This window comes from Bacteroidia bacterium (genome assembly GCA_039924845.1).
Classification (GTDB): domain Bacteria; phylum Bacteroidota; class Bacteroidia; order DATLTG01; family DATLTG01; genus DATLTG01.
In genome coordinates, this window is record JBDTAC010000018.1 from 24950 (window position 1) to 49633 (window position 24684).

Annotated in this window: 16 protein-coding genes; 11 read left to right on the forward strand and 5 right to left on the reverse strand. The window is 36.6% G+C overall.

Annotation, left to right across the window (positions count from 1 at the left end):
- Nucleotides 1–58 precede the first annotated feature (58 nt).
- Nucleotides 59–1279, forward strand: a complete 1221-nt coding sequence (locus ABIZ51_02265; protein ID MEO7087601.1) for a hypothetical protein — start codon at nt 59–61, stop codon at nt 1277–1279.
- Between the two features lie 90 nt (nt 1280–1369).
- On the opposite strand, the gene ABIZ51_02270 is transcribed toward ABIZ51_02265, so the two are convergent.
- Nucleotides 1370–2419 carry a PorP/SprF family type IX secretion system membrane protein gene (locus tag ABIZ51_02270; GenBank protein ID MEO7087602.1) on the reverse strand — a complete coding sequence of 350 codons (1050 nt, stop codon included), beginning with the start codon at nt 2417–2419 and terminating at the stop codon, nt 1370–1372.
- Between the two features lie 271 nt (nt 2420–2690).
- Between ABIZ51_02270 and ABIZ51_02275 the strand changes: the two genes are divergently transcribed.
- From ABIZ51_02275 to ABIZ51_02320, 10 genes are all read left to right on the forward strand, one after another.
- Nucleotides 2691–5564, forward strand: coding sequence for a S8/S53 family peptidase (locus ABIZ51_02275; GenBank protein MEO7087603.1), 2874 nt, complete (start codon nt 2691–2693; stop codon nt 5562–5564).
- A gap of 51 nt (nt 5565–5615) precedes the next feature.
- Nucleotides 5616–5858: a hypothetical protein gene (locus ABIZ51_02280; GenBank protein ID MEO7087604.1), complete on the forward strand. Its 243-nt coding sequence runs from the start codon at nt 5616–5618 to the stop codon at nt 5856–5858.
- A gap of 82 nt (nt 5859–5940) precedes the next feature.
- Nucleotides 5941–10122 (forward strand): gliding motility-associated C-terminal domain-containing protein, encoded by a 4182-nt coding sequence (locus tag ABIZ51_02285; GenBank protein MEO7087605.1) that lies wholly within the window; start codon nt 5941–5943, stop codon nt 10120–10122.
- 362 nt (nt 10123–10484) lie between these two features.
- Nucleotides 10485–11216 (forward strand): acyl-CoA desaturase, encoded by a 732-nt coding sequence (locus ABIZ51_02290; GenBank protein MEO7087606.1) that lies wholly within the window; start codon nt 10485–10487, stop codon nt 11214–11216.
- 81 nt (nt 11217–11297) lie between these two features.
- Complete coding sequence (locus ABIZ51_02295; GenBank protein MEO7087607.1) at nt 11298–12089, forward strand: DUF1295 domain-containing protein; 792 nt, start codon at nt 11298–11300, stop codon at nt 12087–12089.
- Between the two features lie 44 nt (nt 12090–12133).
- A complete protein-coding gene (locus tag ABIZ51_02300) occupies nt 12134–13165 on the forward strand; it encodes a class I SAM-dependent methyltransferase (protein ID MEO7087608.1) in 1032 nt (343 codons plus the stop codon).
- Nucleotides 13166–13181: 16 nt separating this feature from the next.
- Nucleotides 13182–14315 (forward strand): alpha/beta hydrolase, encoded by a 1134-nt coding sequence (locus tag ABIZ51_02305; protein ID MEO7087609.1) that lies wholly within the window; start codon nt 13182–13184, stop codon nt 14313–14315.
- Nucleotides 14312–15565, forward strand: a complete 1254-nt coding sequence (locus tag ABIZ51_02310; protein ID MEO7087610.1) for an FAD-dependent oxidoreductase — start codon at nt 14312–14314, stop codon at nt 15563–15565. The genes ABIZ51_02305 and ABIZ51_02310 overlap by 4 nt, the downstream gene beginning before the upstream one ends.
- 18 nt (nt 15566–15583) lie before the next feature.
- Nucleotides 15584–16378 carry a DUF1365 domain-containing protein gene (locus ABIZ51_02315; protein MEO7087611.1) on the forward strand — a complete coding sequence of 265 codons (795 nt, stop codon included), beginning with the start codon at nt 15584–15586 and terminating at the stop codon, nt 16376–16378.
- A gap of 6 nt (nt 16379–16384) precedes the next feature.
- A complete protein-coding gene (locus ABIZ51_02320) occupies nt 16385–17623 on the forward strand; it encodes a cyclopropane-fatty-acyl-phospholipid synthase family protein (protein MEO7087612.1) in 1239 nt (412 codons plus the stop codon).
- 78 nt (nt 17624–17701) lie between these two features.
- On the opposite strand, the gene pyrF is transcribed toward ABIZ51_02320, so the two are convergent.
- From pyrF to sprA, 4 genes are all read right to left on the reverse strand, one after another.
- On the reverse strand, nt 17702–18538 hold the full coding sequence (gene pyrF / locus ABIZ51_02325; GenBank protein MEO7087613.1) for an orotidine-5'-phosphate decarboxylase: 837 nt from the start codon (nt 18536–18538) through the stop codon (nt 17702–17704).
- Between the two features lie 16 nt (nt 18539–18554).
- Nucleotides 18555–19634: a peptide chain release factor 1 gene (gene prfA / locus ABIZ51_02330; protein ID MEO7087614.1), complete on the reverse strand. Its 1080-nt coding sequence runs from the start codon at nt 19632–19634 to the stop codon at nt 18555–18557.
- A 116-nt stretch (nt 19635–19750) separates the two neighbouring features.
- Nucleotides 19751–19924, reverse strand: coding sequence for a hypothetical protein (locus ABIZ51_02335; protein ID MEO7087615.1), 174 nt, complete (start codon nt 19922–19924; stop codon nt 19751–19753).
- Nucleotides 19905–24684: cell surface protein SprA (gene sprA, locus ABIZ51_02340; protein ID MEO7087616.1), on the reverse strand; the 4780-nt coding region annotated here is incomplete at its 5' end. The genes sprA and ABIZ51_02335, both read right to left, overlap by 20 nt.

Consider the following 24684-nt stretch of genomic DNA (forward strand, 5'->3'; position numbering starts at 1 on the left):
AATGAAATCATTCTTCGGAAAAGTTTTTATTTTTTTGCTCCTTCCTATTACAATTTTCTTGACTTTTAATATCCAAAATCGGCATAAATACAACGATTATCACAGTGTGATTTTTGCAGATGCTGCTGGTTATTATGTTTATTTACCGATGTGGTACATTTACGGAAACAACGCGAAAGCCTTTCCAAATGGCGAAGATACAATTACCGGAAATGGTTTTCATTTTGATAAAGTGAGTAATAAAATAGATACAAAATATTTGTGTGGCGTAGCTTTAATGCAAACTCCTTTTTTTTTGACAGCCAATTATTTGGCTCCAAGTTTCGGATTTAAAGCAGACGGTTTTTCAAAAATATATTATTGGGCAATTATGATGGCTGGTGTTTTTTACGCTTGTTTCGGACTGCTTTTACTATATCATTTTCTTAGCAGATTCTATCGCCCAATCGAATCGTTTATTACAACACTTGCCTTTTTTTTAGGTACTAATTTATATTTCTATTCTATCTCGCGGCAAGGAATGTCACACGTTTATACGTTTTTTTTATTTTCTCTTTTTCTGTATTTAATTCCATTTTTTTACGAAAAACAAACAGTAAAAAATTGTATCGGAATTGCCTTTACGTTTGCACTGATCGTTTTTATTCGTCCAACTAATTTTATTCTTTTATTTTTCTTTTTATTGTACGATGTAAACTCTCTAAAAAAGCTGCGCGAAAAAATATTTTTTTGGAGCACTCATTTTCAGATTTTTTTCTGGATGCTTTTAGCAGCAATTCTTGTAGCGATCCCACAGTTTATTTATTGGAAAGAAACGTTTCATCGTTTCATTACGTATTCGTACTCCAACGAATCTTTTATTTATTGGAAAAATCCGCAAATTTTAAAACTTTGGTTTAGTACCAACAACGGGCTATTTTTGTTCGCTCCACTCCTACTCATCAGTATCTTCGGTATTTTTTGGATGATCAAAAAATCAGCACTAAACGGCTGGCTCATCGGAATTTTATTTCTTTTCGCAACTTATATTTTTGCCAGTTGGTGGTGTTGGTGGTTCGGTTGCTCTTTGGGTTCACGCAGTTTCATTGACTTTTATCCGATTTTAGCGATTCCATTTGGATATTGCTTGCATCATTCCGAAAAAAAAATTTCCAAAGCCTTAATTTTCATCTTGATTATTTTATGCATTATCCTCAATATGAAAATGACGTATTACTACGATGGCTGCTTCAACGGAGGAATCTGGGATTTTAATGCATACTTAAAACTGATTCATTAAAATTATTTTTTCATTAAAAAAGGGCTTTGAAAAATTAATTTTTCAAAGCCCTTTTTTAGAATAAAATTTTGTCAGAAAATAAAAAACAATTTACAATTTAGCTTTAGAACCTCTGTGGGTGTAATGTGTTAAGGTTGGAACAATGTATTTTAATGATATTTCCAAACCGCCCATTCCAAAAGGAGATGGCATTTCATAATCAGAAAAATTAAAATCATAGCTTACACCGAAACCAATATTTTTAAGTTCTAACTGAGTAAGAAAAATGAAGGAATCACCTATTCGATAATAACCGGCAAACATCAAAGAGGATTCTCGCACGTAACCCGTGTAAAGGGATTTCATTTTTAATTGTGTTTTAATTCCTGTACCAATGGTTAATTCCGTTGATGGACCTTGACTGGCATAATAAAATGCAGGAACAAGAGAACCGTTGGAATTTTTGAAGTCGAACGTAGCTGTACCGTGTACCACTAATTTTGGATAAAGTGTTTCGTTGGGAGAAGAATAAAAACTGATGTTGGGCTTATTAAAATGCGAATACGAAATTCCTAAATTAGCACTCAAAGCGTCGTGAGAAGTAGAGTTATAAGCCGGTTTGTAAAAACGCCAATCTAAGCCAGTTCCAAAATCTAAATAATTAAGTGCAGCAGCAGTCAAATGCTCACCAGAAGGAAGCAGGGAATTGTATTTCACGCCATCAAATTGATTATCCCAAGTAAGGCTGCCCAAGGAAAGACTTCTTTGTGCAAATCCACCCTCAAAACCAAGTGCTAAATCATTGTGTAAATCCAAATGAATACCGCTTGCTAAACTTAAATTAGCTTGCATTAAACCCAATTGTGCATCGCCGGCTTTATCATCATAAATAGATAAACCTGGTGCTAAAAAAACACGCGGAGAATTTTGTAATAAGTTTTTAAAATCGAAAGAAGCAGCATACGTGGTATAAGGTAACCATTGCTGTTTGTAATTGATGATGGCTCGAAATTGTCCGTCAAAATCGCCCGTAAGCGCAGGATTCATAGACAATGGCGCATTGTTGAATTGCGAAAAGTGGATATCCTGAGCAACAACATTTGTTACCATTAAGAACACTCCAGAAGTAAGCAACAACTTTATTTTTCTAAGTATCACCATACATTTATGGTAGTTATTTGCATGCAAATATAAAAATAGCGTTTGTACAATTGAAACATTTGAGGCGAAATATCTGAAAAATTTTCTAATAAACCCATTTTTTTGTTTATTTTTTTTGAAGTCCTAAAAAATAAGATGTTTAATAGTGTTCAAAAAAATATTTTTTCAGCAGGTAGTTTCTTCGTCCCTTATGAAAAAAAATTTACTTTATATATTTGCTTTTCAAGATAAAAGAGCTTACTTTTAAACGCTCGAAAAAATAATTTTTCACATGACAAAAAATACCTTTAGCAAAATTGTAGGCGCTTTTATCATCTTGTCTACCACAGTTACAGCACAAAACAAATCGTTGCTGATGAAACCTGCCAAAAAATATTTTTCGATGCCTGCTGGCGTTTACCAAAGCGATTATACCGCCAATACCTTGATGGCTGCCGTAAAACCGCAATATCGTTCCTTGTGTACAAGCAACGCTATCAACAATCATTATTTGAATCAAATGCTTTCGCAGATAGGCGTAAGCGCAGTTGTGAAACAGTTTCCAAATGAGCTTCCGCCTGAAAGAGCGGTGAATAAATTAGGGCAAAAATATGCGGATTTATCACTTACCTATCGCATCACATACACATCCAATTTGCCAATTGAAGACATTATAAATCATTTATATGCTGTCGGAATTTTTGAATACGTACAGCCACATTATATCCCGAAGTTATGCGACATTATTCCAAACGACCCCGATTACAGTTCGCAATATGCCTTACCTCAAATCAAAGCGCCACAAGGTTGGGGAATTGAAGAAGGTGATACTAATGTAGTCATTGGTATTGTGGATACTGGCGTAGAACTGACACATTCGGATTTAAAAAGTAATATTAAAATAAATTATGCTGATCCTATTGATGGTATCGACAATGATGGTGATGGTTATATTGATAATCATTACGGTTGGGATGTAGCAGAAAACAATAACAATCCTACTTGGCAATCCAATCCTCACGGAGTACACGTTTCTGGGATAGCGGATGCTGCTACTGATAACTCAAATGGTATTGCAGGAGTTGGTTTTAAATGTAAATTTTTGCCTGTTAAAATTTCGGATGCCAGCGGAACTTTAATTGCTGCTTACGAAGGAATACAATATGCAGCAGCTCACGGTTGTGCCATTATTAATTGTTCTTGGGGTGGAGTCGCAGGTGGCCCATACGGACAAAGTATTGTAGATTATGCAACCATCAACAAAAATGCTTTAGTAGTAGCAGCTGCTGGCAACGATGGCTTAAACGAAGAATTTTATCCTGCTTCCTATCAATATGTAATGGATGTAGCTTCGGTAGGAAATACAGATGCAAAATCCAGTTTTTCCAATTATGGATATCAAATTAATGTATGCGCTCCTGGTGAAAATATTTATTCCACTTGGCCTGGAAATTCTTATTCGTATGATTCGGGAACATCTATGGCTTCGCCTTGTGCCGCAGGAGTAGCAGCCATTATAAAATCCTATTTCCCCAGCTATTCTGGTTTGCAAGTGGGTGAGCAATTAAAGGTTACCTGTGATACTATTTCGGCTGACAATCCCTCCTATCCTAATGAATTGGGATATGGCAGAGTAAATATGTATAAAGCGCTCACACAAACAAGTTCTCCTTCGGTAGAATTTAGCAACCAAGCGATAACCGATAATAATGACAATGTATTTACTGCCAACGATACGTTGCGCATTACCGGAAACTTTACTAATTACTTAGCGCCTGCTACTAATTTAATTGCAACCCTTACGGATGGATCATCTCCTTACGTAACGATTCTTTCCAACACAGCTACGCTTGGCGCGATACCTACACTGGGCGTAAAAAATAATTTTTCAAACCCTTTTGAAGTGCTTATTAAACCGAGTGCCCCACTCAATCAAGTTATTAATTTTATCATTAATATGAAGGATGGAATGTATAGCAGCAATTATTATTTTTCCGTTATTGTGAATGTAGATTACATCAATGTTACCATCAATGATATTGCTACAACTATTACCAGCAAAGGACTTATTGGTTATGATGGAAACAATCAAACACAAGGACTTGGTTTTACTTATAACGGCAGTCGCCCTTTATTATACGAGGCAGGTTTGATGATTGGCGATTCTGCTACTACGCCAAATGTGTCAGATATGGACAGAGGCACAGGAAGCTCGATTGACAATGATTTTCAATCCATGGTAGCGGTACACAACATTATTCCTACTCAAGTGTCTGATTTTGATTTAGACGGAACATTTAATGACAATGGAAATTCTACTCCATTACCAGTGTTAGTACATCACAATGCTTACGCATGGAGTACTCCTGGAAATCTGAAATATGTGATTGTTCAATATAAAATTAAAAATACGGGAACGGCTCCTTTACAAAATATGTTTGCAGGTATTTTTGCCGATTGGGATATTACAGATAGTACTTATAATCAAGACAGAGCGCAATTTGATTCCATCGAAAAAATGGGTTATGCGTATTATGTAGGAGCGCATCCTATTTACACAGGAATAAAATTACTCAGCCATTCAGCACCTGTGATGCATTACGCAATTGATAATGATAGTAGTGGATCAGGCGGCGTAAATATCTACAATGGTTTTACCATTTCTGAGAAATACAAAGTATTGTCGAGCAATCGTGCTAAAGCTGGCATGCAGCCTACTGGAGACGACATTGCAGATGTTGTTAGTTCTGGACCTTTTAATTTAAATCCGGGAGATACTGCCGTTGTGGCATTTGCCTTAATCGCTGGAGATAGCTTAGCTGATTTAGAAGCAAGCGCTGACAGCGCACAAGTAAAATACATGACGTCTGTGCCATTGAGTGTAACCGAATATCAATCCAGCAAAAGTGTCGTATTAGAACAGAATTTTCCGAATCCAGCAACACAGACGACTAGCATTATTTTCAATTTACCACAAAAATCCTTGGTTGATTTAAGTGTATATGATTTGTACGGCAGAATAATTGCTATTATTGCGCATGGAGAAGAGCTATCGGGAAGTCATCAATATAATTTCAATATTGGCGGCTTGAGTAGTGGTATTTATTATTATCGCCTTTCTACAGAAACGGTATCTTTGACAAAAAAAATGATGGTGATAAAATAATTTTTCAAGAGCAAAAAAATTTATCTTTACGAAAAAATAAATTCTACAATTATGAAAAAAATATTGTTAATTCTCGCGCTTTCAGCAATGATTGGAAGCATTTCAGGACATACTATTACTCCTGTTTATACGCTGCATGCAGTTACCCAAACAGTAGGCGACAAAACAACTACAAAAGACACTAAAACAAAAGCTTGTTGCTCCGACAAAAAAGGAAAGTGTTGCAGCAAAGGGAAATGCTGCTCGAAAGAAAGTAAAAAAACAAATGTTGCGAAGACGAATAATACTAAGTGAAGCACTGACAAAAAATAATTTTTTAGCTTATTTTAAAAACCTCTTTGATATCTCTCAAAGAGGTTTTATTTATCTTTGAACCATGAAAAAAGCAACTGTACTCCTTTCTATCCTTCTATCTGTAATATACACTACTTTGCTGGCACAGCCTGGTAAAAGCGGGGCTTTCACTGTTTCGACAGCCAATACCATTGTGAATGAATATACCACACTTACTGCAAATGCTACTGCCGGAAATACTTCTATAACCGTTGCAAATAGTGCTTTAAATAGTAATGGACGATTTTCTTCTTCGCTTTCTCAAGGCGATTTAATTATGATTATTCAAATGCAAGGCGCGAGTATTGAAGGCACATTGCAAGCTCCTCCCGGCAATCCTATTGGACTACCTATTGATAGCACATGGGGATCAATAACAGCTTATAACAATGCTGGAAACAATGAGTTTTTACAAGTAACAAGTGTACCAAATGGCACTACCATCAACGTAAGTTGTGGATTAAAAAATAATTATACTGTTACTGGAAAAGTACAAATTGTACGCATGCCAAGGTATTCTACGTTAACAATAAACAACGCCTCCGTGCTCTCCTGCGATCCATGGAACAGCAAAACAGGAGGTATTGTTGCGGTAGAGGTTTCAGGCAATACAACGATTAATACAGGTGGAGAAATTAACACAACTGCTTTAGGTTTTAGAGGTGGTTTGATTCCGAGCGATTCATCCGTTTATGGAATTGTTTTATACGCTTGTCAGAGTACGAATGTAGGAGGTGCGAGAGGAGAAGGCATTGCTGGTTACGCCAGTGATTACGACCCCAATGGTGGCAGATATTGCAGAGGTGCCGCAGCGAATGCAGGTGGTGGTGGTAATTCTTGGAATTGTGGCGGTGGTGGCGGTTCTAACTCTGGTAATATTGCACAGTGGTCTGGAAAAGGAAATCCAGATATATCAACAGCTAATTATATTGCAGCTTGGAATTTGGAATATTTCAATTTTTCTTCACTTACTTCTTCTGGAGGTGGTCGCGGAGGTTATTCATGGTCAGGATCGAACCAAAATCCGATTACGATGGGTCCGAGTAATTCAAACTGGGGAGGAGATCAGAGAAGGCCTAATGGAGGATTAGGTGGAAGACCACTTGATTATTCCACAGGAAGATTGTTTTTAGGCGGTGGCGGTGGCGCAGGACACCAAGACAATAATTTTGGAGGTGTTGGAGGATATGGCGGTGGAATGATTTATGTACTTAGTTACGGGCAAGTATTAGGTGGCGGACAAATTATTTCGGATGGAGCCAATGGACAAAATGCACAAGGAAATCCAGCATTTGGTTCTTACGCAGGTCAAGATGGAGCAGGTGGTGCAGGTGGTGGTGGAACAATTATAATCCAGTCAACTGGTACAATTGCTGGAGGAATTAGCGTTCATGCGGATGGAGGAACGGGAGGAAATCAAGTTATCTCAAAAAGTGGGACTTTTTTCGGATCGGTAAAAGAAGCAGAAGGTCCTGGCGGCGGTGGTGGTGGTGGCTATATTGCCACAACAAATGCAGTTACGGAAACAGTAGCGGGTGGTGCAAACGGTACAACCAATTCTCCTCCTTTGGCACAATTTCCGCCAAATGGTGCTACGAAAGGCGGAGCAGGTATTATCAGTGTTATTAGTACCTATGCCATTACAGCGGATGATACTACAATATGCTCTGGAAATACAGTAACACTTACCGCGAAAGTAACAGGAACTTTACCTGTCGGAACTTCTGTAGCTTGGTTTACTACTACGGGAACAGAAATTACAACAGGCTTAAACTATACTCCTTCTCCTGCCTTGACAGTTACTACTACATTTTACGTAGGTTCTTGTCCAGGAACAAATATGATTCCTGTAACAATAACGGTCGGACCAACTGCAAATACTACTATTACACCTGTTGGTCCATTCTGTCTTAGCTCGCCTGTTATTAATTTAACAGCTGCAACAAACGGTGGAACATGGTCTGGGACCGGAATCACCAATACCTCAAATGGTACTTTTAATCCTGCTACAGCAGGCGTTGGTTCTCATATTATTAAATATAAAATATCAGGAGCTTGTGCAGATTCAAGTACTACAACGATTGTAGTCAATTCATCTGCCAATACAACAATTACACCTGCTGGACCGTTTTGTACCAATTCTCCAATTCTCAATTTAACCGCAGCTACAAGCGGTGGAATATGGTCTGGAACTGGAATTACAAGTTCGACCAATGGCACATTTAATCCTGCCACAGCAGGAGTTGGATCATTTGTTATTAAATATAAAATAGGAGGAGCTTGTGCAGATTCAAGTACCACAACTATTATAGTAAATGCTGTTCCAAATACAACTATTACACCTGTTGGTCCATTCTGTCTTAGCTCGCCTGTTATTAATTTAACAGCTGCTACAAACGGTGGAATATGGTCTGGTACTGGAATTACCAATACCTCAAATGGCACTTTTAATCCTGCTACAGCAGGCGTTGGTTCTCATATTATTAAATATAAAATATCAGGTGCTTGTGCAGATTCAAGTACCACAACGATTGTAGTCAATTCATCTGCGAATACAACCATTACACCTGCAGGTCCATTTTGTACCAATTCTCCAGTTCTCAATTTAACCGCTGCTACAAGTGGTGGAATATGGTCTGGGACTGGAATTACAAATACCGCGAACGGCACCTTTAATCCTGCCACAGCGGGAGTTGGATCATTCGTTATTAAATATAAAATAGGTGGAACTTGTGCAGATTCGAGTACTACAACAATTGTAGTAAATGCTGTTCCAAATACGAGCATTACACCTGCTGGACCATTTTGCCTTAGCTCGCCTGCCATTAATTTAACTGCTGCTACAAGCGGTGGAACATGGTCTGGTACTGGAATCACCAATTCAACGAATGGAACCTTTAATCCTGCTACAGCAGGCGTTGGTTCTTATACCATTAAATATATAATTTCAGGAGCGTGTCCAGATTCAAGTACTACAACGATTGTAGTCAATTCATCTGCGAATACAACCATTACACCTGCCGGACCGTTTTGTTCAGATGCTTCTGCTATTAATTTAACTGCCGCTACAAGCGGTGGAATATGGTCTGGGACTGGAATCACCAATACAGCGAATGGCACCTTTAATCCTGCTACAGCAGGCGCTGGCTCATTTGTTATTAAATATAAAATTTCAGGAGCGTGTGCAGATTCGAGCACTACAACAATTGTGGTAAATGCCGTTCCTAATACAACTATTAATGCAGTAGGAAATTTATGTACAAACGGTTCTTCAGTTAATTTAACTGCTGTAACACCCGGTGGAACATGGTCTGGAACAGGAATTACAAACACGTCTACAGGAGTATTTAACCCTTCTGTATCTGGAGCAGGAACCTTTACGATTACGTATAAAATAGGTGGCGCTTGCCCCGATTCGAGTATCACAACCATCACAGTTAGTCAAACACCTGTGGTTACTTTTAGCGTTTCTCCAACTTCTGGTTGTGCGCCGCTTTGTGTCAATTTTACAGATAATTCTGTTGGAAGTTGTACCTCAATTAATTGGACTTTTGGAGATGGCAATTCCTCTTCCAGTACCAATCCTTCGCATTGTTATTCTTCCGCTGGAGCGTATGATGTAACAATGACTTGTAACAATAACGGTTGCATCGGAACTAAAACAATTGATTCTATGGTTACCGTTAGTCCTTCACCGATAGCCAGCTTTACAATGAATCCTACTGGCGATGTATTGCCAAATACAACGGTCAACTTCACAAATACTTCAACGGCAGGAAGTACCATTACTTGGAATTTTGGCGATCCTCTTTCTGGAGCACAAAATAATTCTATCCTTTCTTCTCCAATGCACACGTATGCAGATACTGGAAGTTATTGCGTTACTCTTATCGCGCAAGCGGGCGGATGCACCGACAGCGTTAAACAATGTTTTGAAGTTATTGGACAAATTTCGCTAAACATTCCCAATGCTTTTACGCCTAATGGCGATGGTAAAAATGATTTGTTCTTTATAAGGACAACAGGAATCGTGAGTATGACCTGTGATATTTTCGATCGCTGGGGCATAAAAATTTACACCTTAAATGGCATTGGCGCAACTTGGAACGGACTTACCACAAGTGGAAACAAAGCCAATGCAGGAACCTATTATTACATGCTGAAAGCCACTGGTGTCAATGGTACTGTTAAACAGGAAAAAGGATTTGTGGAATTAATTCGATAGAATGGACTGCATTTGTAAATTCGATTAGACGAAAATAAATGCTGAAACTATTTCTCTATCAAGACCTATTTTTAGATAAATTATGTTATCCGTACCCAATAACGGAAGCTCAAAAATAAGCCTATCAAATTTGGAGCGGGAAAAAGTTTTGAGCGAGAAACTATTTTCCGTTTCAAAAAAATAATTTTTCAAATGTGTTTTTCAAACATAAAATAATCTCTTCCAAAAAATAATTTTTCAAGCTCGGATAAAAAAGATTCAGCGAACTTATTTCTACATCTGCCTAAATTATTGAGCAAAATCAAAGAAATATTGTATTTTTGTAGCCTCAGATAGATTTCAAAAAAAGGAGAAACGCTCTTATGATTATATTAATATTTTTTCTGTCGCATTGGTTTTTATCATTGTTTTTTCAAACATTTTTTTTGCACCGATATGCGTCGCATAAAATGTTTACAATGAGCAAAGGTTGGGAACGTTTTTTCTATTTTATGACGTTCATCACGCAAGGTTCTTCCTTCCTAAATCCTCGTGCTTACGCGATTATGCACCGCATGCATCACGCTTACAGCGACACAAAAAAAGATCCGCATTCACCCCATTTCTTTAAAGATGTTTTCGGAATGATGTGGGAAACAAAGAAAATTTATTTTGATTACGTCATGCACAAAATTGAGCCAGACAAAGCTTTTCAGGGTAATTATCCGGAATGGCCGCTTATTGATAAAATTTCGGATATGTGGGTAACACGCATCGCTTTTGGAACTTTTTACACCTTGTTTTACATTCATTTCGCCACACATTGGTGGATGTTTTTGTTATTGCCGATTCATTATTTAATGGGACCAATTCACGGAGCTATTGTAAATTGGTGCGGACACAAATACGGTTACAGCAATTTCGATAACGATGATCGTTCTAAAAATTCTTTGCCTTGGGATTTTTTAATGTTAGGTGAACTTTTCCAAAATAATCATCACAAAAGCCCGAACAGCTTGAATTTCGCTAAGAAATGGTTTGAATTCGATCCTTCGTACCCAGTTATAAGATTGCTCGGATTTTTGAAAATCATCAAAATTAGAAAAATAGAATAATGATTCGTGCCGTCGTGCCGTTTTAACACTTAACTTTTGTGTTCAAAAAAACCTATTTTTACCTGATATAATTTTAGGTAAATGACTCATCTTGTTTTCAAAATGCTTGGCTGCTCATTATTGGCAGCCTGTTTCGTGCTTTTTTTGGTTTGGTTGCTCCAAAAAAAACTCAAAAATGCTGGAATTGTAGATATTTTTTGGTCCTACAATTTTCCGATTATCGCACTCATTTATTTTTTTCTCGGAAACGGTTTTCAGCAACGAAAAATACTGATAATAATAATGGTTATTATATGGGGAGCACGACTCGGGACGTATTTACTAGTGCGTATTTTCAGTCATTTACATACGGAAGACGGACGTTACAAACAACTGCGCGAAGAATGGTCGCCAAATATAAATTTTCGCTTTTTTCTTTTCTTTCAGATACAAGCCATTTCCAATGTCTTTTTGTCCATTCCTTTTTTAATTATTTGTATCAATCCCAATCCGAAAATTAATTTTTTAGAATATTTCGGAGCTTTACTTTGGATTATTGCCATTATTGGCGAAAGTGTTGCAGACAGGCAACTGCAAGTCTTTAAAAACAATTTAGAAAACAAAGGAAAAGTGTGCGATAAAGGTTTGTGGAATTATTCTCGTCATCCAAATTATTTTTTTGAATGGCTAATTTGGGTCAGTTATTTTGTGTTTGCATTAGGTTCGCCTTTCGGCTGGATTAGCATTATTTGTCCACTTTCGATGCTATTTTTATTATTCAAAGTTACCGGAATTCCAATGACGGAAGAACAAAGTATTCGCTCGAAAGGCGATGCGTATCGAGCTTATCAGCAAACAACAAGTTCATTTTTTCCACTTCCAAAAAGAAAATAAAATCCACTTCGTCCTAATATTCGTATCTAAGAAAAACTTTTTATATGTGGTATAATTCTTTGCTCGAAAAAAATTTAATTCCTGATTTTCTTATCCGAAAAGGCATTCGCGATTTGCTGAAACAACGTTTGCAAGAGGAAAACAAAGGCGATACCGAGCTTCAACAAGAACATTTTAAGCAATTAATTGAAGAATTAAAAAACAGCCCAATCGCCATAAATACAATCGATGCAAACGAACAACATTACGAAGTTCCAACGCGGTTTTACGAATTGTGTTTGGGCAAAAATTTAAAATACAGCAGCGGTTATTGGAAAAATAATGTGCGTGACATTGATCAATCGGAAGACGATATGTTGCAACTAACTTGCGAAAGAGCTGATTTAAAAAATGGACAACATGTGTTGGAGTTAGGTTGTGGTTGGGGTTCTCTTTCTTTGTTTATGGCGCATAAATTTCCAGAAAGTAATTTTACGGTTGTCTCCAATTCCAATACGCAAAAACTACATATTGACGGAGAAGCAAAAAAGCGAAATATCCTTAATTTACAAGTGATAACAGCCGATATGAATGTGTTTGAAATTGATAAAACATTCCATCGAATTATATCTGTTGAAATGTTTGAGCACATGCGAAATTATGAAAAATTGCTCGAAAAAATTAATCGCTTTTTAAAAGCTGACGGAAAACTTTTCGTGCATATTTTCACACACAAAGAATATGCTTATAAATTTGAAGTGAAAGATGAAAGTGATTGGATGTCAAAATATTTTTTCACAGGCGGAATTATGCCGAGCGATCATCTTTTATTTTATTTCAATTCACATTTAAAGGTTTGTAAACATTGGCACGTAAACGGAAAGCATTATCAAAAAACGTCAGAGGCTTGGTTGCAAAATATGGATAAAAACCAAACCGAAATTTTAGCACTTTTTTCTAACACTTATGGAAAAGAAAATGCTTTGAAATGGATTGTTTATTGGCGCATTTTTTTCATGTCTTGTGCCGAATTATGGGGATTTAATAATGGCAACGAATGGTTGGTGAGCCATTATTTGTTGGAGAAAAATAGTTAATTCAGAAAAATAAATTTTGGGAACAACATTACTAATTATTTATGTAAGCATTTTATTTCTCGCGTCATTGCTTGTTATTTTTAACGCACCCACTTATTTTTTATGGAAAGTTTCCATCGCGGTAACGGAGTTTGGAAACCTTATTTTTATTATACTGATATTTCCTGTTTGTATTCTCTTTTGTTTTCAAAAACATATTTCTGTTGAAGCTATTTACTTATTAATAGCAAGTGTTTTTTTACTTTCTTATCCTATTTTCAGTGCTTTTAAGATAAAAAAAACTATTTCGAAAAAATTAAAATTAGCCTTCGAAAAAGAAATCGCTTTATCATCAAAAATAATTTCTTTGAAAAAATATTTTTTCGGAACGCCTGTAAATGAAGTGTCTATAAAAACAATTACGTACAGCACAAAAGACGAAAAAAATTTACAACTCGATTTTTACGATTGCTCCTCTCTCACTCCATCGCCTTGCGTTGTAGTGATTCATGGTGGTTCATGGAATAGCGGAGATAATAAACAAATTTCAGGATTAAATCATCGCTTGGCAAAAAAAGGATTTCAGGTAGCTGCTATTAATTATCGTTTAGCACCTGAAAATAAATTTCCGGCAGCCATTGAAGATACTAAAGAAGCGATTGATTTTCTGAAAAGAAATGCACAAGAATTAAATATGAATTCGTCTAATCTTTTTTTACTCGGGCGTTCTTCGGGCGGTGAAATTGCGCTTTTAACCGCTTACACGAAAAAGGACGAAAATATAAAAGGAGTGATTTCCTTTTACGCTCCCGCAGATATGGTTTGGGGTTATTCGCTACCTGGAAATCCGTTGGTTATGGATTCCAGAAAAGTGTTGGAAGATTATATTGGCGGTACATTTGCAGCACGCGAAAAAGATTTTTTTACTTCTTCGCCTATTGAATTTCTGGATGCAAAAACTCCACCGACTTTACTCATTCACGGAAAAAAAGATGTGTTGGTAGCTTATCAACACAGCACACGACTTTCAAAAAAATTAACTGAAAATAACATTCCTCATTTTTTATTAAGCTTGCCTTGGGCAACACATGGCGCGGATTTTAACCCAAACGGATTGAGTGCGCAACTGAGCGATTACGCCATCGAACATTTCTTAAAATCATTTGCATGAAAAAAATTGCCATTATAGGAACGGGAATTGCCGGAATGGGTTGCGGACATTTATTGAAAGGAATTTTCGATATTACTTTCTTTGAACAGAACGATTACGTGGGCGGACACACGAACACTATAACAATAACTGAAGACGGAAAAGACATTTTTATTGACACAGGATTTATGGTTTTCAATCACGTTACGTATCCGAATTTAACAGCTCTTTTTGCGGAATTAAATGTGCCAACAAAAAAAACAACAATGTCCTTTAGCGTTCAACACAAACCGACAAACTTAGAATATTGTGGTTCGAGTTTAAACGGTTTGTTTGCACAACGAAAAAATATTTTTTCTCCGCGCTTTATTAAAATGCTGTTGCAAATAAATCGCTTTAACGAAGAAAGTCTTAAACTACTTGATAGCAAAGATTCGGAACATATTACCTTGAAAGAATATGCCGAAAGAAATGGCTATAAAAAAGATTTGTTGTACAAGTATTTAATTCCGATGAGTGCCGCAGTTTGGTCAACGCCTATTGATTCAATGCTTGATTTTCCGGCTGCAACGCTTATTCGCTTTTTTAAAAACCATGGATTTCTGGGATTGAAAACGCAACATCAATGGTACACCGTTTGCAATGGCAGCAAATCTTACAGAGATATTATAATGGCATCTTTCAAAAATAAAGTTTTCGTAAATAATGCGGTTGTAAAAGTAAAACGAGAAAACGATCAAGTTAAATTGACATTCAAAAATGGTGAAAATAAATTTTTTGATAAAGTTATTATTGCAGCTCACGCTAATCAGGCATTGAAAATACTGGAAAATCCAAGCGAAAATGAATTTCGTATATTGAGTAATTTCAAGTACCAAAAAAATAAAGCTATTTTGCACACAGACGAATCGGTGATGCCAAAAAATAAAAAAATCTGGTCAGCTTGGAATTATCTAATGGACGAAAAAAACAATCAAATTATGCCTTCAACCATTTATTACATGAACGCTTTGCAGCAAGTTTCGGACAAAAAAAATTATTTTGTTTCTATTAATGATTCAGGAAATATCGCTGAAAATAAAATTCTGAAAACCATTGATTACGAACATCCTTTGTTTGATGTAGCTGCCATAAAGGCGCAAAAAGAGTTGTCGATTTTGAATCAAAGTGAACAAATTTATTTTTGTGGAAGTTATTTTAATTATGGTTTTCACGAAGATGCTTTTGCTTCAGCCATTCAAGTTGCAGACATTATTAAAAAAGAAAAATAAAAGATTTATTTTAGCCAAATGAACTCGTGTTTATATAAATGCAATGTAATGCACAACCGCATGGAACCTAAGCCAAATAGGTTTCATTACAATGTGTTTATGTTTTATTTGGATTTAGATGAGATTGATTTTCTCAGCAAAAAATTGTTTTTTATAAGTCGAAATCGCTTTAACATTTTTAATTTTCGAGATAAAGATCATTTGCAATTACCAAAAGAAAATCCTGATAAAACAAAAAATACCAAACAACACATTTTAGCTTATTTAAAAGAAAATGGAATTGAAAATGAGAACCTAAAAATAATGTTGCTCACTAATTTGTGCACCTTCGGATATCAATTTAATCCAGTTTCATTTTACTTCTGTTTCGATGCCGAAAACCAACCTATTTGTGCCGTTTCGGAAGTTGGAAATACATTTTTGGAAATGAAACCTTATTTTATCGGAACAGATAATTTAGAGAAAAATAAATTTCATTTGAATACAAAAAAGAACTTTTACGTTTCTCCTTTCATTGATTTAGACACTATTTTTGATTTTAATTTACAGATTCCGGATGAAAAATTAAACATCCGAATTGATGATTTTAAAAACGAAAAACGTATTTTTATCAGCACGCTTACTGGAAAAAAGAAAGTATTAAACAATCGAAATTTAATTTGGTATTCCATTCGATTTCCATTGATAACAGTACAAATAATTGTATTAATACATTTTCATGCATTGGTTTTGTGGTTCAAAAAAATTAATTTTCATCGCAAAAAAGATTTTACGGAATTGCAACAAGGAGTTTATAAAACGCATAAAAAATAAATCGCTATGATAACAACTATCGCACTAAAAAAGGAACGTAGTTTTTACCGAACAATGATTTTAGAAGTACTCGGAAAAATGCCATACGGAAGACTCGAATTGTCGCTGCCGGATGGAGAAACCATCTACATTGGAAACGGAGAAAAAAACATACATGCGCAAGTAAATATTCGCGACAACCGATTTTTTAAACAATGTTTTTTGTTTGGCGACATTGGTTTTGGCGAATCTTATGTGAATGGTTATTGGGAAACTGACAACATTACCAATGTAATTCGTTGGTTTTTGGTGAATGTAGAACACGCACCTTCAATGTCGGGTAGTAATTATAAATCTATTTTATTGAATCTTTTTAAGTTCGCGAACAAATTCAGTCATTTTTCGAAAGCCAATACAATCAATGGTTCTAAAGAGAACATACACGAACATTATGATTTGAGCAATGATTTTTTTAAATTATTTTTAGATAAAACGATGACGTATTCGAGTGCTTATTTTACTTCTAAAAATCAATCTTTGGAAGAAGCTCAATTTGAAAAATACGACCGTTTGTGCCAACAATTAAAAATTACAGAAAACGATCACGTGCTTGAAATTGGTTCTGGCTGGGGCGGAAACGCCATTCACATTGCCAAAAATTATAATTGCAAAGTTACCACAGCCACTATTTCGGAAGAGCAATTTCAGTATACAACTGAAGCAATAAAACGTGAAAACTTAAGTGATAAAGTTACTGTTCTTTTAAAAGATTATCGTTTGATAGAAGGCAAATTCGATAAAATTGTCTCGATAGAAATGTTGGAAGCTGTTGGTCATAAATTTCTCGATGTGTATTTTAAAAAGTGTAATGATTTACTTAAAAAGGACGGTATTCTTGCTTTGCAAGTAATTACGTGTCCGGATGCGCGTTACGAACAATTGAAAAAAGGAATTGATTGGATTCAAAAATATATTTTTCCTGGTTCTTTATTGCCTTCGGTAGCTGTCATTAACAATGCCGTAAACGCCAGCAGTGATATGAGTTTGATTGATTTAAAAGACATCGGTTTGCATTATGCCGAAACGCTAAATCAATGGAGCGAACGTTTTCATCACCAATTGGAAGAAGTGAAAAAATTAGGTTTCAACGATGCCTTTATCCGCAAATGGAATTATTATTTATCGTATTGCGAAGCGGCTTTCGAGATGCGTAACATTAGTGTGATGCAATTGGTTTACGCTCGCCCAAACAATCGGATTTATTAAAAGATTCTATAAATATTTGTGCTAAAAATAAAGGCATTCGTATTTCGTGTTGAAAAAAGGTATTAAAAAAATAATTTTTCAAACGCTTATTTCCTCCAACAAAATTTGCATTTCTTGCTGAATTTTTTCGGCTTCTATTTTTGCTTTTTCAGCGAAGGATTCATCGTTGGAGGCATAAATAATTCCGCGAGAAGAATTGACCAACAAACCGCAATATTTGTTCATTCCGTATTTCGCTACGTCAGCTAAACTTCCGCCTTGCGCGCCCACACCTGGAATTAATAAAAAATGTTCTGGAATGATTTCGCGTACTTTTTGCAACATTGTTGCTTGCGTAGCGCCCACTACATACATCATATTGTCGGAAGTTCCCCATTTTACAGAGGTTTTCAATACTTCTTCAAAAAAATAATTTTCATTTTTTGTTTTCAAATTTTCATTCAATTGAAAATCTTCCGCGCCCTTGTTGGATGTTAAAGCCAATAAAATAACCCATTTCGACGGATATTCTAAAAACGGTTTCACGGAATCGCTTCCCATATAAGGCGCAACGGTGAGCGAATCAAAATTTAGTTGCGAAAAAAAAGTTTTCGCGTACATGCCGGAAGTATTACCAATATCGCCTCTCTTGGCATCAGCAATCGTAAAAATATTTTTATAATTGGCGTTGATATAGTCGATCGTTTTTTGCAAACTCTCCCACCCTTTTACTCCATAAGCCTCGTAAAACGCCATATTCGGCTTAAAAGCGACAGCCACATGTTGCGTTGCATCAATAATGGCTTTGTTAAATTCAAAAATCGGATCGCTTGTTTTTAAAAGATGTTTCGGGATTTTAGTAAGGTCGGGGTCCAAACCAACGCAGAGAAAGGATTTTTTCTTGCGAATATTTTCAAACAATTCTTGTTTTGTCATCTCGAAAAATTATTTTTTAAGACACCATAATTCCGCCTTCTTTCAGTCGTTCCGCGTTTTCCGCTAACTGAAGCGCATCCATTACATCTTGAATATCTCCATTCATAAAAGTGGGCAAATTGTGCATAGAATAACCGATTCGGTGATCCGTAACACGACTTTGCGGATAATTATACGTCCGTATCTTTTCGGAACGATCGCCCGTAGCCACCATTGTTTTCCGCTTCTTCGAACTTTCTTCCTGACGTTTATTAAATTCGATTTCATACAAACGCGAACGCAAAACCGACAAGGCTTTATCGAAATTTTTTAGTTGCGATTTTTGATCTTGACATTGCACCACAATTCCGGTAGAAATATGCGTCAATCGAATCGCTGATTTGGTTGTATTTACCGATTGTCCACCTGGTCCTGAAGAACAAAAAATATCTTTTCTATAATCGGCTTCTTTCAATTCAATATCCCACTCATCTGCTTCCGGCATCACAATTACCGTCGCTGCAGAAGTATGTACTCTGCCCATCGTTTCCGTCTGCGGGACGCGCTGTACGCGATGTACGCCCGATTCAAATTTTAATTTTCCGTACGCATTAATGCCGGAAACATTGAAAACAACTTCTTTAAAACCGCCCGCTGTTCCTTCCGAAACATCCACCAATTCTGTTTTCAAACCTACTGCATCGCAATAGCGACTGTACATTCGGTATAAATCACCTGCAAAAATACTTGCCTCATCGCCACCCGTTCCAGCACGAATTTCCATTACCGCATTTTTCGCATCTTCCGGATCTTTCGGAATCAACATATTGCGGATTTGTTCTTCCATTTTTTCTTTCTTCGGAAGTAATTCATCCAAATCCATTTTTGCCATTTCTTTCATTTCTTCGTCTTTTTCTTTGGCAAGAATTTCTTTGTTGAATTCAATATTTTGAACTGTATTTTTATACAAATGATACGCGTCCACAATTTCCGACAACTCCTTGTATTCCTTGTTGAGTTTGGTAAATAGCTTCATATCCGACATCGATTTCGGATCCGAAAGTTTTAGCTCCACTTCCTCCCAACGCTTTTTTATGGCTTCTAATTTATCTAACAATTTTTTAGGATTTTATTTTTTTGATGTGCAAAGGTAATGAAATCAAGGAATAAATTGTTTCGCAAAAAACAGCTTTGAAAAATTATTTTTTGGAAAGACTTTTTTTCGAATGATTTTTATTCAATCATTTTCAAAAAATCATCTTCCGAAATAATATTTATTCCGAGTTTAACGGCTTTTTCCAATTTCGCCGGATCGATATTTTCTTCTGCCAATAAATAAGTTGTTTTCGCAAAAGCACTTTGAAAAATTATTTTTTCAAACCTGTCTTTACAAAGTAAATCGCACACTGATTCCAGAGTTGGCGTTGGAGGTAGGATATGTGGACGAAATAAGTGGGTTGTTAATTATCTTGTCGAAAAAAGCACGCAAGGTGAGTCGTGTGCTCACCATATAATCTGCTGAAAATTTAATGGAAATAATATCTTGTCCAGACGTTACTTGGCTGACATTTTCAACAATATTGCGCATCACCGTTTCATTGTTTTGGAAAGCTAAATCTACTTTCAAATTCAAATCACTTTTTACTGGTTTCCCAAAAATTTTAAAAGGTAATAGTACATTTTTTAGACGATAGCCACTGCCGATATCGTATTCGCTACCATCCACTTCAGTTAATTGCTGACTGGAAATAGAAAGGGCAATATCTCGTGATTTTTTTATTTCGACATTGGCTAAAATACTATTTTTGAGAGTCATTTCTATTTTGATGAGCGGACTAAATTGTTCGGAAATATCCACTAAGCTAATGAGATTTACGGGTTGAAAATTTTTGCTCGTGGAATCTATCGCAGATGAATATTGTCCACCTTGGTTTGTTGGAAATAAAAGGTTGGTGGTATAGGAGGCAACGCTGTATGTAGAACGGTAAGCACTGGACAAACTAAAAACATCAAAATATTTCTTAAAAATAGGATAGCGCATTAAACCGGTATAGGTAATTCTCCAATTTGGCAAAGGGATACCAGGAAACGCACTCAATCCGACCTTATTAGCCGATTTTCCAGAATAAGCCGCCAAAAAGGAAGGAATTAACACATCTTGCGAATAAGCTCCATAACCTTTTCGGAAAACACCTGTGGTATCAAATCCAGTTCCACGAGCATTCGGATTTAGGGCTGCCTGCCGTTGAGAAATGGTGGCGCGATTATCCAAGAAATTTTGGAATACTTGCGAAAAGTTACTGGCGTTTGTTTTACTGAAAGCCGTTCGCCAAGAGAGGTAGGAAATGGTATAATTTCCTGTAATAAGAGGAGATTGCGCATCAAATGTATTTGACAAGGTATCCCACTTATAAAACTCGCTCAAACTCAGTGATTGACTTTGGTTGGCAACCAATTCTATTTTTAAATCGCGTGCTGGTTCTAAATTTGCACGAAGATTCAGATTTTTTGACGTAGAGAGTGTAAACGGAATATTTAATAATGGATTTTTGACGATCCAATCCTTACTTCCAGCGTATTCCGCAAAATTATGATTTTTCGGTCCGAAATTTTGTTGTCCAAACAAAAAGCCAAATCCGGGCGACATCGTTTTCGGATCCATTCCCAGAACTTGAGTAGAATCATTATATCCCGGCAAAAGTGTTCCATGACTTTCGGAATAGGTAATTGCCACCGTTTTTACGGTCATTAAAGCGCGTGCTATATATTCTACAATTTGAACCGGATTTTCGTCTTTTTTGGTTGTATCTGTTTTTGATTTACTGTTATTATTTTTTGTATTCAAAGAATTGCCTAACTTATTGTTAAGGGTATTTTTTTTCGGATTATTTTTCTTGTCACCTTCGTTTAGTTTTTTGAAATACGGAATTTTATTGTAAAAAGTGAGCATATTCAATTGTCCGTTTACTTGTAACGTATTTGCATTTTGAATCGTATTTCCTAAACTATCCGCCGAGAAAGGTGCTCGCATCCAATCGTAATTAGTGGAATAGCGGGCATTAGCAGTAATAAAATTAAACAAAGGAATTTTGTTAATCGGAATATCGTAATTCACATTCGTGCCGTGCCGGTAATGAACATTCGTTCCGCCATCAAAAAAACTTTTTTCTACGCTGTCTCGTTTTTCCTGTGTGTTAATCATACCTTGAGGTTCCATCACACGCGATTCATTATCTGCATTAAAATCGATAGAAAGCGATTTCGTTAAATCATATTTGAAATTATACAAACGCGACATGGTAAAGTTTTTCTGATAAGTAGGCTGAATATATATATCCGATGCGATAATATCTCTATTTAAAATTTCGGAATACTGCCGATTAATATCTGTAGTAAAACTTAATTGACTGGGAGCGGTATTGAAATTAAAATCTCGAATCAACATCAAAGATTTGTATTTCGACAGCCATTTATTTTTTTGGAGTGGACGAAGATTTTTCGGCTTAGGTGAAAATGCGTAAGTAAGCCCTCCTCTATATGATTTGGCTAAACTGTGATCTATATTTACATCTCGATGATAACTTTCTGTGTAAGCATAATTTAAGGAAAGGTTTTCGACGTCGTAGAAATGCGCCTTTTTGGCCGTTTTTGATCGCTCTTTTCTAACATTGGTAAAATTAAGACTTCGCTGTTTTGTGTAACTCAGCACGACTCGCTTGAGCGAATCTTTAGTGGCTAAAGAAACAGTTGGATCATTCGTAATACTACTCATTAAAATATCCGGATCAAGCGGATTGTATTCGGGTGTAATAAATGTTTCCGAAAGCCCGACATACATAGGAATTTGAATGCCCGATTTTTGTGGGAAAAATTTCCCAAGTTGCAAAGAAGAAGAAAGATTATAGCCTTCTGTATTTTGCATACTGCGTTCGCTTACCTTTTGTTCAATACTTCCAAAACCAGGAGTGCTAATATTACCCGAAAGTGTAACTGATCCTAAATCAGCCAATTGTGCGGTAACACGTGCATTAGACGCCCAGCCTCCACTTTCATTAAAACCCGTTAAACGAAGTTCGTCTACCCATACTTGTGCACATTTCGGAAGTCCATCGTCTGGCTCATTTTCAGAGCCCTTTTTCGGATTGCGAACACCAATCATAATTGCTTTTACAGTACTTAAATTGGGCGATCCAACAATGGTTATCATAGCTCCGCTTGATACCATCACGGTATAAGGCGTGAGCAGTGTAATATTTTTATTATGAAGCATGGCAATATTCCGTTGCTCTTTAGCGGATTCTAAATCGGCGAAAGCAATATTTATTTGATTGGCAAGCGGCCATACTTTGTATTGATCACTTTGATTCGAAGTATTATAAAGCCCAGGAGCTGTTACTTGCAGCGGGAGATCGTATTCGTAATAGTTTTGATTGTAATCGCTTCCTAACCTGATAAATGTATGCACATCTCCATTGTTCAATGCTTGAGCAGGATTGCCAGCTTCGCAATGCACATACATTTGTAAATTTTTATAACTTCGCACATCATAGCTGGTGTTACGATAAGCAGCGCGCGCATCTCCATCTTGTAAATTACATACACTTAATGACATAGATTGCTCGTTCATTTGAACCAAATTAGCCGATTGTACATTTACATCGCGAATAATACCTGGAGGCAATACGTAGTTAATGGGTACACGATTACCATTATTCTCAATACTTACAGCAGAAATATCGAAGGAAGTTTGGTTGCCATCTCCAGCAATAATTTCACCCGGTGATTGCAAGGAAAAATTGTAGCCGCGCCATTCATCACGTATCAGTGATAAGTCGGCCAAACGGCAAACAATAGGTTTGTCAAATCCTTTAAAATACATGCGAATAAAGCGGATGGATTTAAAATCACTGATCCCTCCTACTACACTGTTATAATTCTGGATAGGTATTTTTATTTGATACCATTTTACGTTCGCTGGTGTCCCATCAGCTTTTGTTCCTTGTCCCGGTTCAATATCTGTAATAAAGTTTTGTCCAACACCCATTGATGAAGGTGTTAAATTTACCTTGTATTCATAATATCCTTCATCTTGATTCATCGTATTGTCTCCATTTACATCCTCGTTGTTCGGTAAGGTGGTTCCAGTGGTGGGATAACCTCCACTATTGAGATTTTGGTACTGTGTTTGCGTTGGCGAATTGCCGTCCATCCCATTGTAATTGGCATAACGCGCCAAAACACTGGAATCTCCACTGTCATAATCGTCGCCTCGGTAATAATGATAGTCATCCGACGAAGGATCTTTATGAGCTTTTGTGTACGCAGCAGATCCTGTACCTCCAGTTAGTTTTCCTGCCAATGCAGAAAGAAAAGAGGCGAACTGCGTATCCTCATCCGCATCGGAAAGTCCGTCTAAACCAACATCTTGGAAAGGGCGTGCATTGGGATCACTTGAAAATGCATTAACCAAAGGCATATTATTCGGAACGCGCCCCCATACGGTAGTAGAATAAGGATTGTTCGGATTCGTTGGATTTGCTGCATCTGCAGCATTGGTAGGCAATCCATTTTCATAACTCATCCGCGAATCTTTCAGAATATCTTCGGAAACATTTCCTAAATCTACATACAAAGCACCTGTTGTGTTCGGTTGTTTATTGTCACTATTAAAAGGGTCCATCACCCAAAATTGTATAAAATCGATATTGGCTGCTTCAAAATCATTTGTTTGAATCGAGCGCATAATACCACCCCAACGCGACTCCGGATTGAGCAAATTTCCATTTACATCTACACCACTTGAAATGCCAGCAACTCCATTTACATCGTAATTATAAGGACCTCTTTGGGAAGGATAATACGCCAAATCTAACGTAGGCAATGGCATGGGCTGCCCCGTAGCAGATTGAATATTGGGAAAAATCTCAGTTTGCAAAATCTGTCGTGTAAAATTATTGCTCATGGAAGCATTATTATTAAGACCACTTGGAGTAAGTCCGCTGGTGGATACTTGGAACAATGGATCAATGATGTACCAAGCTAATTTGGCACGGTTATAACCATATTCTAAATTATTCGAAAGATTCCCCTCTGGAAAGGTACTGGGAGTACTCGCTAATGTCCATGCGTAGGAAGATTTTAAATCTATTTCTGTTTCAGCACCTTCA

What these genes read in the sequence shown, in the direction of transcription:
- ABIZ51_02290 (MEO7087606.1), top strand. Translation starts at nt 10,485, where the DNA reads ATGATTATATTAATATTTTTTCTGTCGCATTGGTTTTTATCATTGTTT.
- ABIZ51_02315 (MEO7087611.1), top strand. Translation starts at nt 15,584, where the DNA reads ATGAACTCGTGTTTATATAAATGCAATGTAATGCACAACCGCATGGAA.
- ABIZ51_02300 (MEO7087608.1), top strand. Translation starts at nt 12,134, where the DNA reads ATGTGGTATAATTCTTTGCTCGAAAAAAATTTAATTCCTGATTTTCTT.
- ABIZ51_02320 (MEO7087612.1), top strand. Translation starts at nt 16,385, where the DNA reads ATGATAACAACTATCGCACTAAAAAAGGAACGTAGTTTTTACCGAACA.
- ABIZ51_02285 (MEO7087605.1), top strand. Translation starts at nt 5,941, where the DNA reads ATGAAAAAAGCAACTGTACTCCTTTCTATCCTTCTATCTGTAATATAC.
- pyrF (MEO7087613.1), bottom strand. Translation starts at nt 18,538, where the DNA reads ATGACAAAACAAGAATTGTTTGAAAATATTCGCAAGAAAAAATCCTTT.
- ABIZ51_02280 (MEO7087604.1), top strand. Translation starts at nt 5,616, where the DNA reads ATGAAAAAAATATTGTTAATTCTCGCGCTTTCAGCAATGATTGGAAGC.
- ABIZ51_02295 (MEO7087607.1), top strand. Translation starts at nt 11,298, where the DNA reads ATGACTCATCTTGTTTTCAAAATGCTTGGCTGCTCATTATTGGCAGCC.
- ABIZ51_02270 (MEO7087602.1), bottom strand. Translation starts at nt 2,419, where the DNA reads ATGGTGATACTTAGAAAAATAAAGTTGTTGCTTACTTCTGGAGTGTTC.
- ABIZ51_02275 (MEO7087603.1), top strand. Translation starts at nt 2,691, where the DNA reads ATGACAAAAAATACCTTTAGCAAAATTGTAGGCGCTTTTATCATCTTG.
- ABIZ51_02310 (MEO7087610.1), top strand. Translation starts at nt 14,312, where the DNA reads ATGAAAAAAATTGCCATTATAGGAACGGGAATTGCCGGAATGGGTTGC.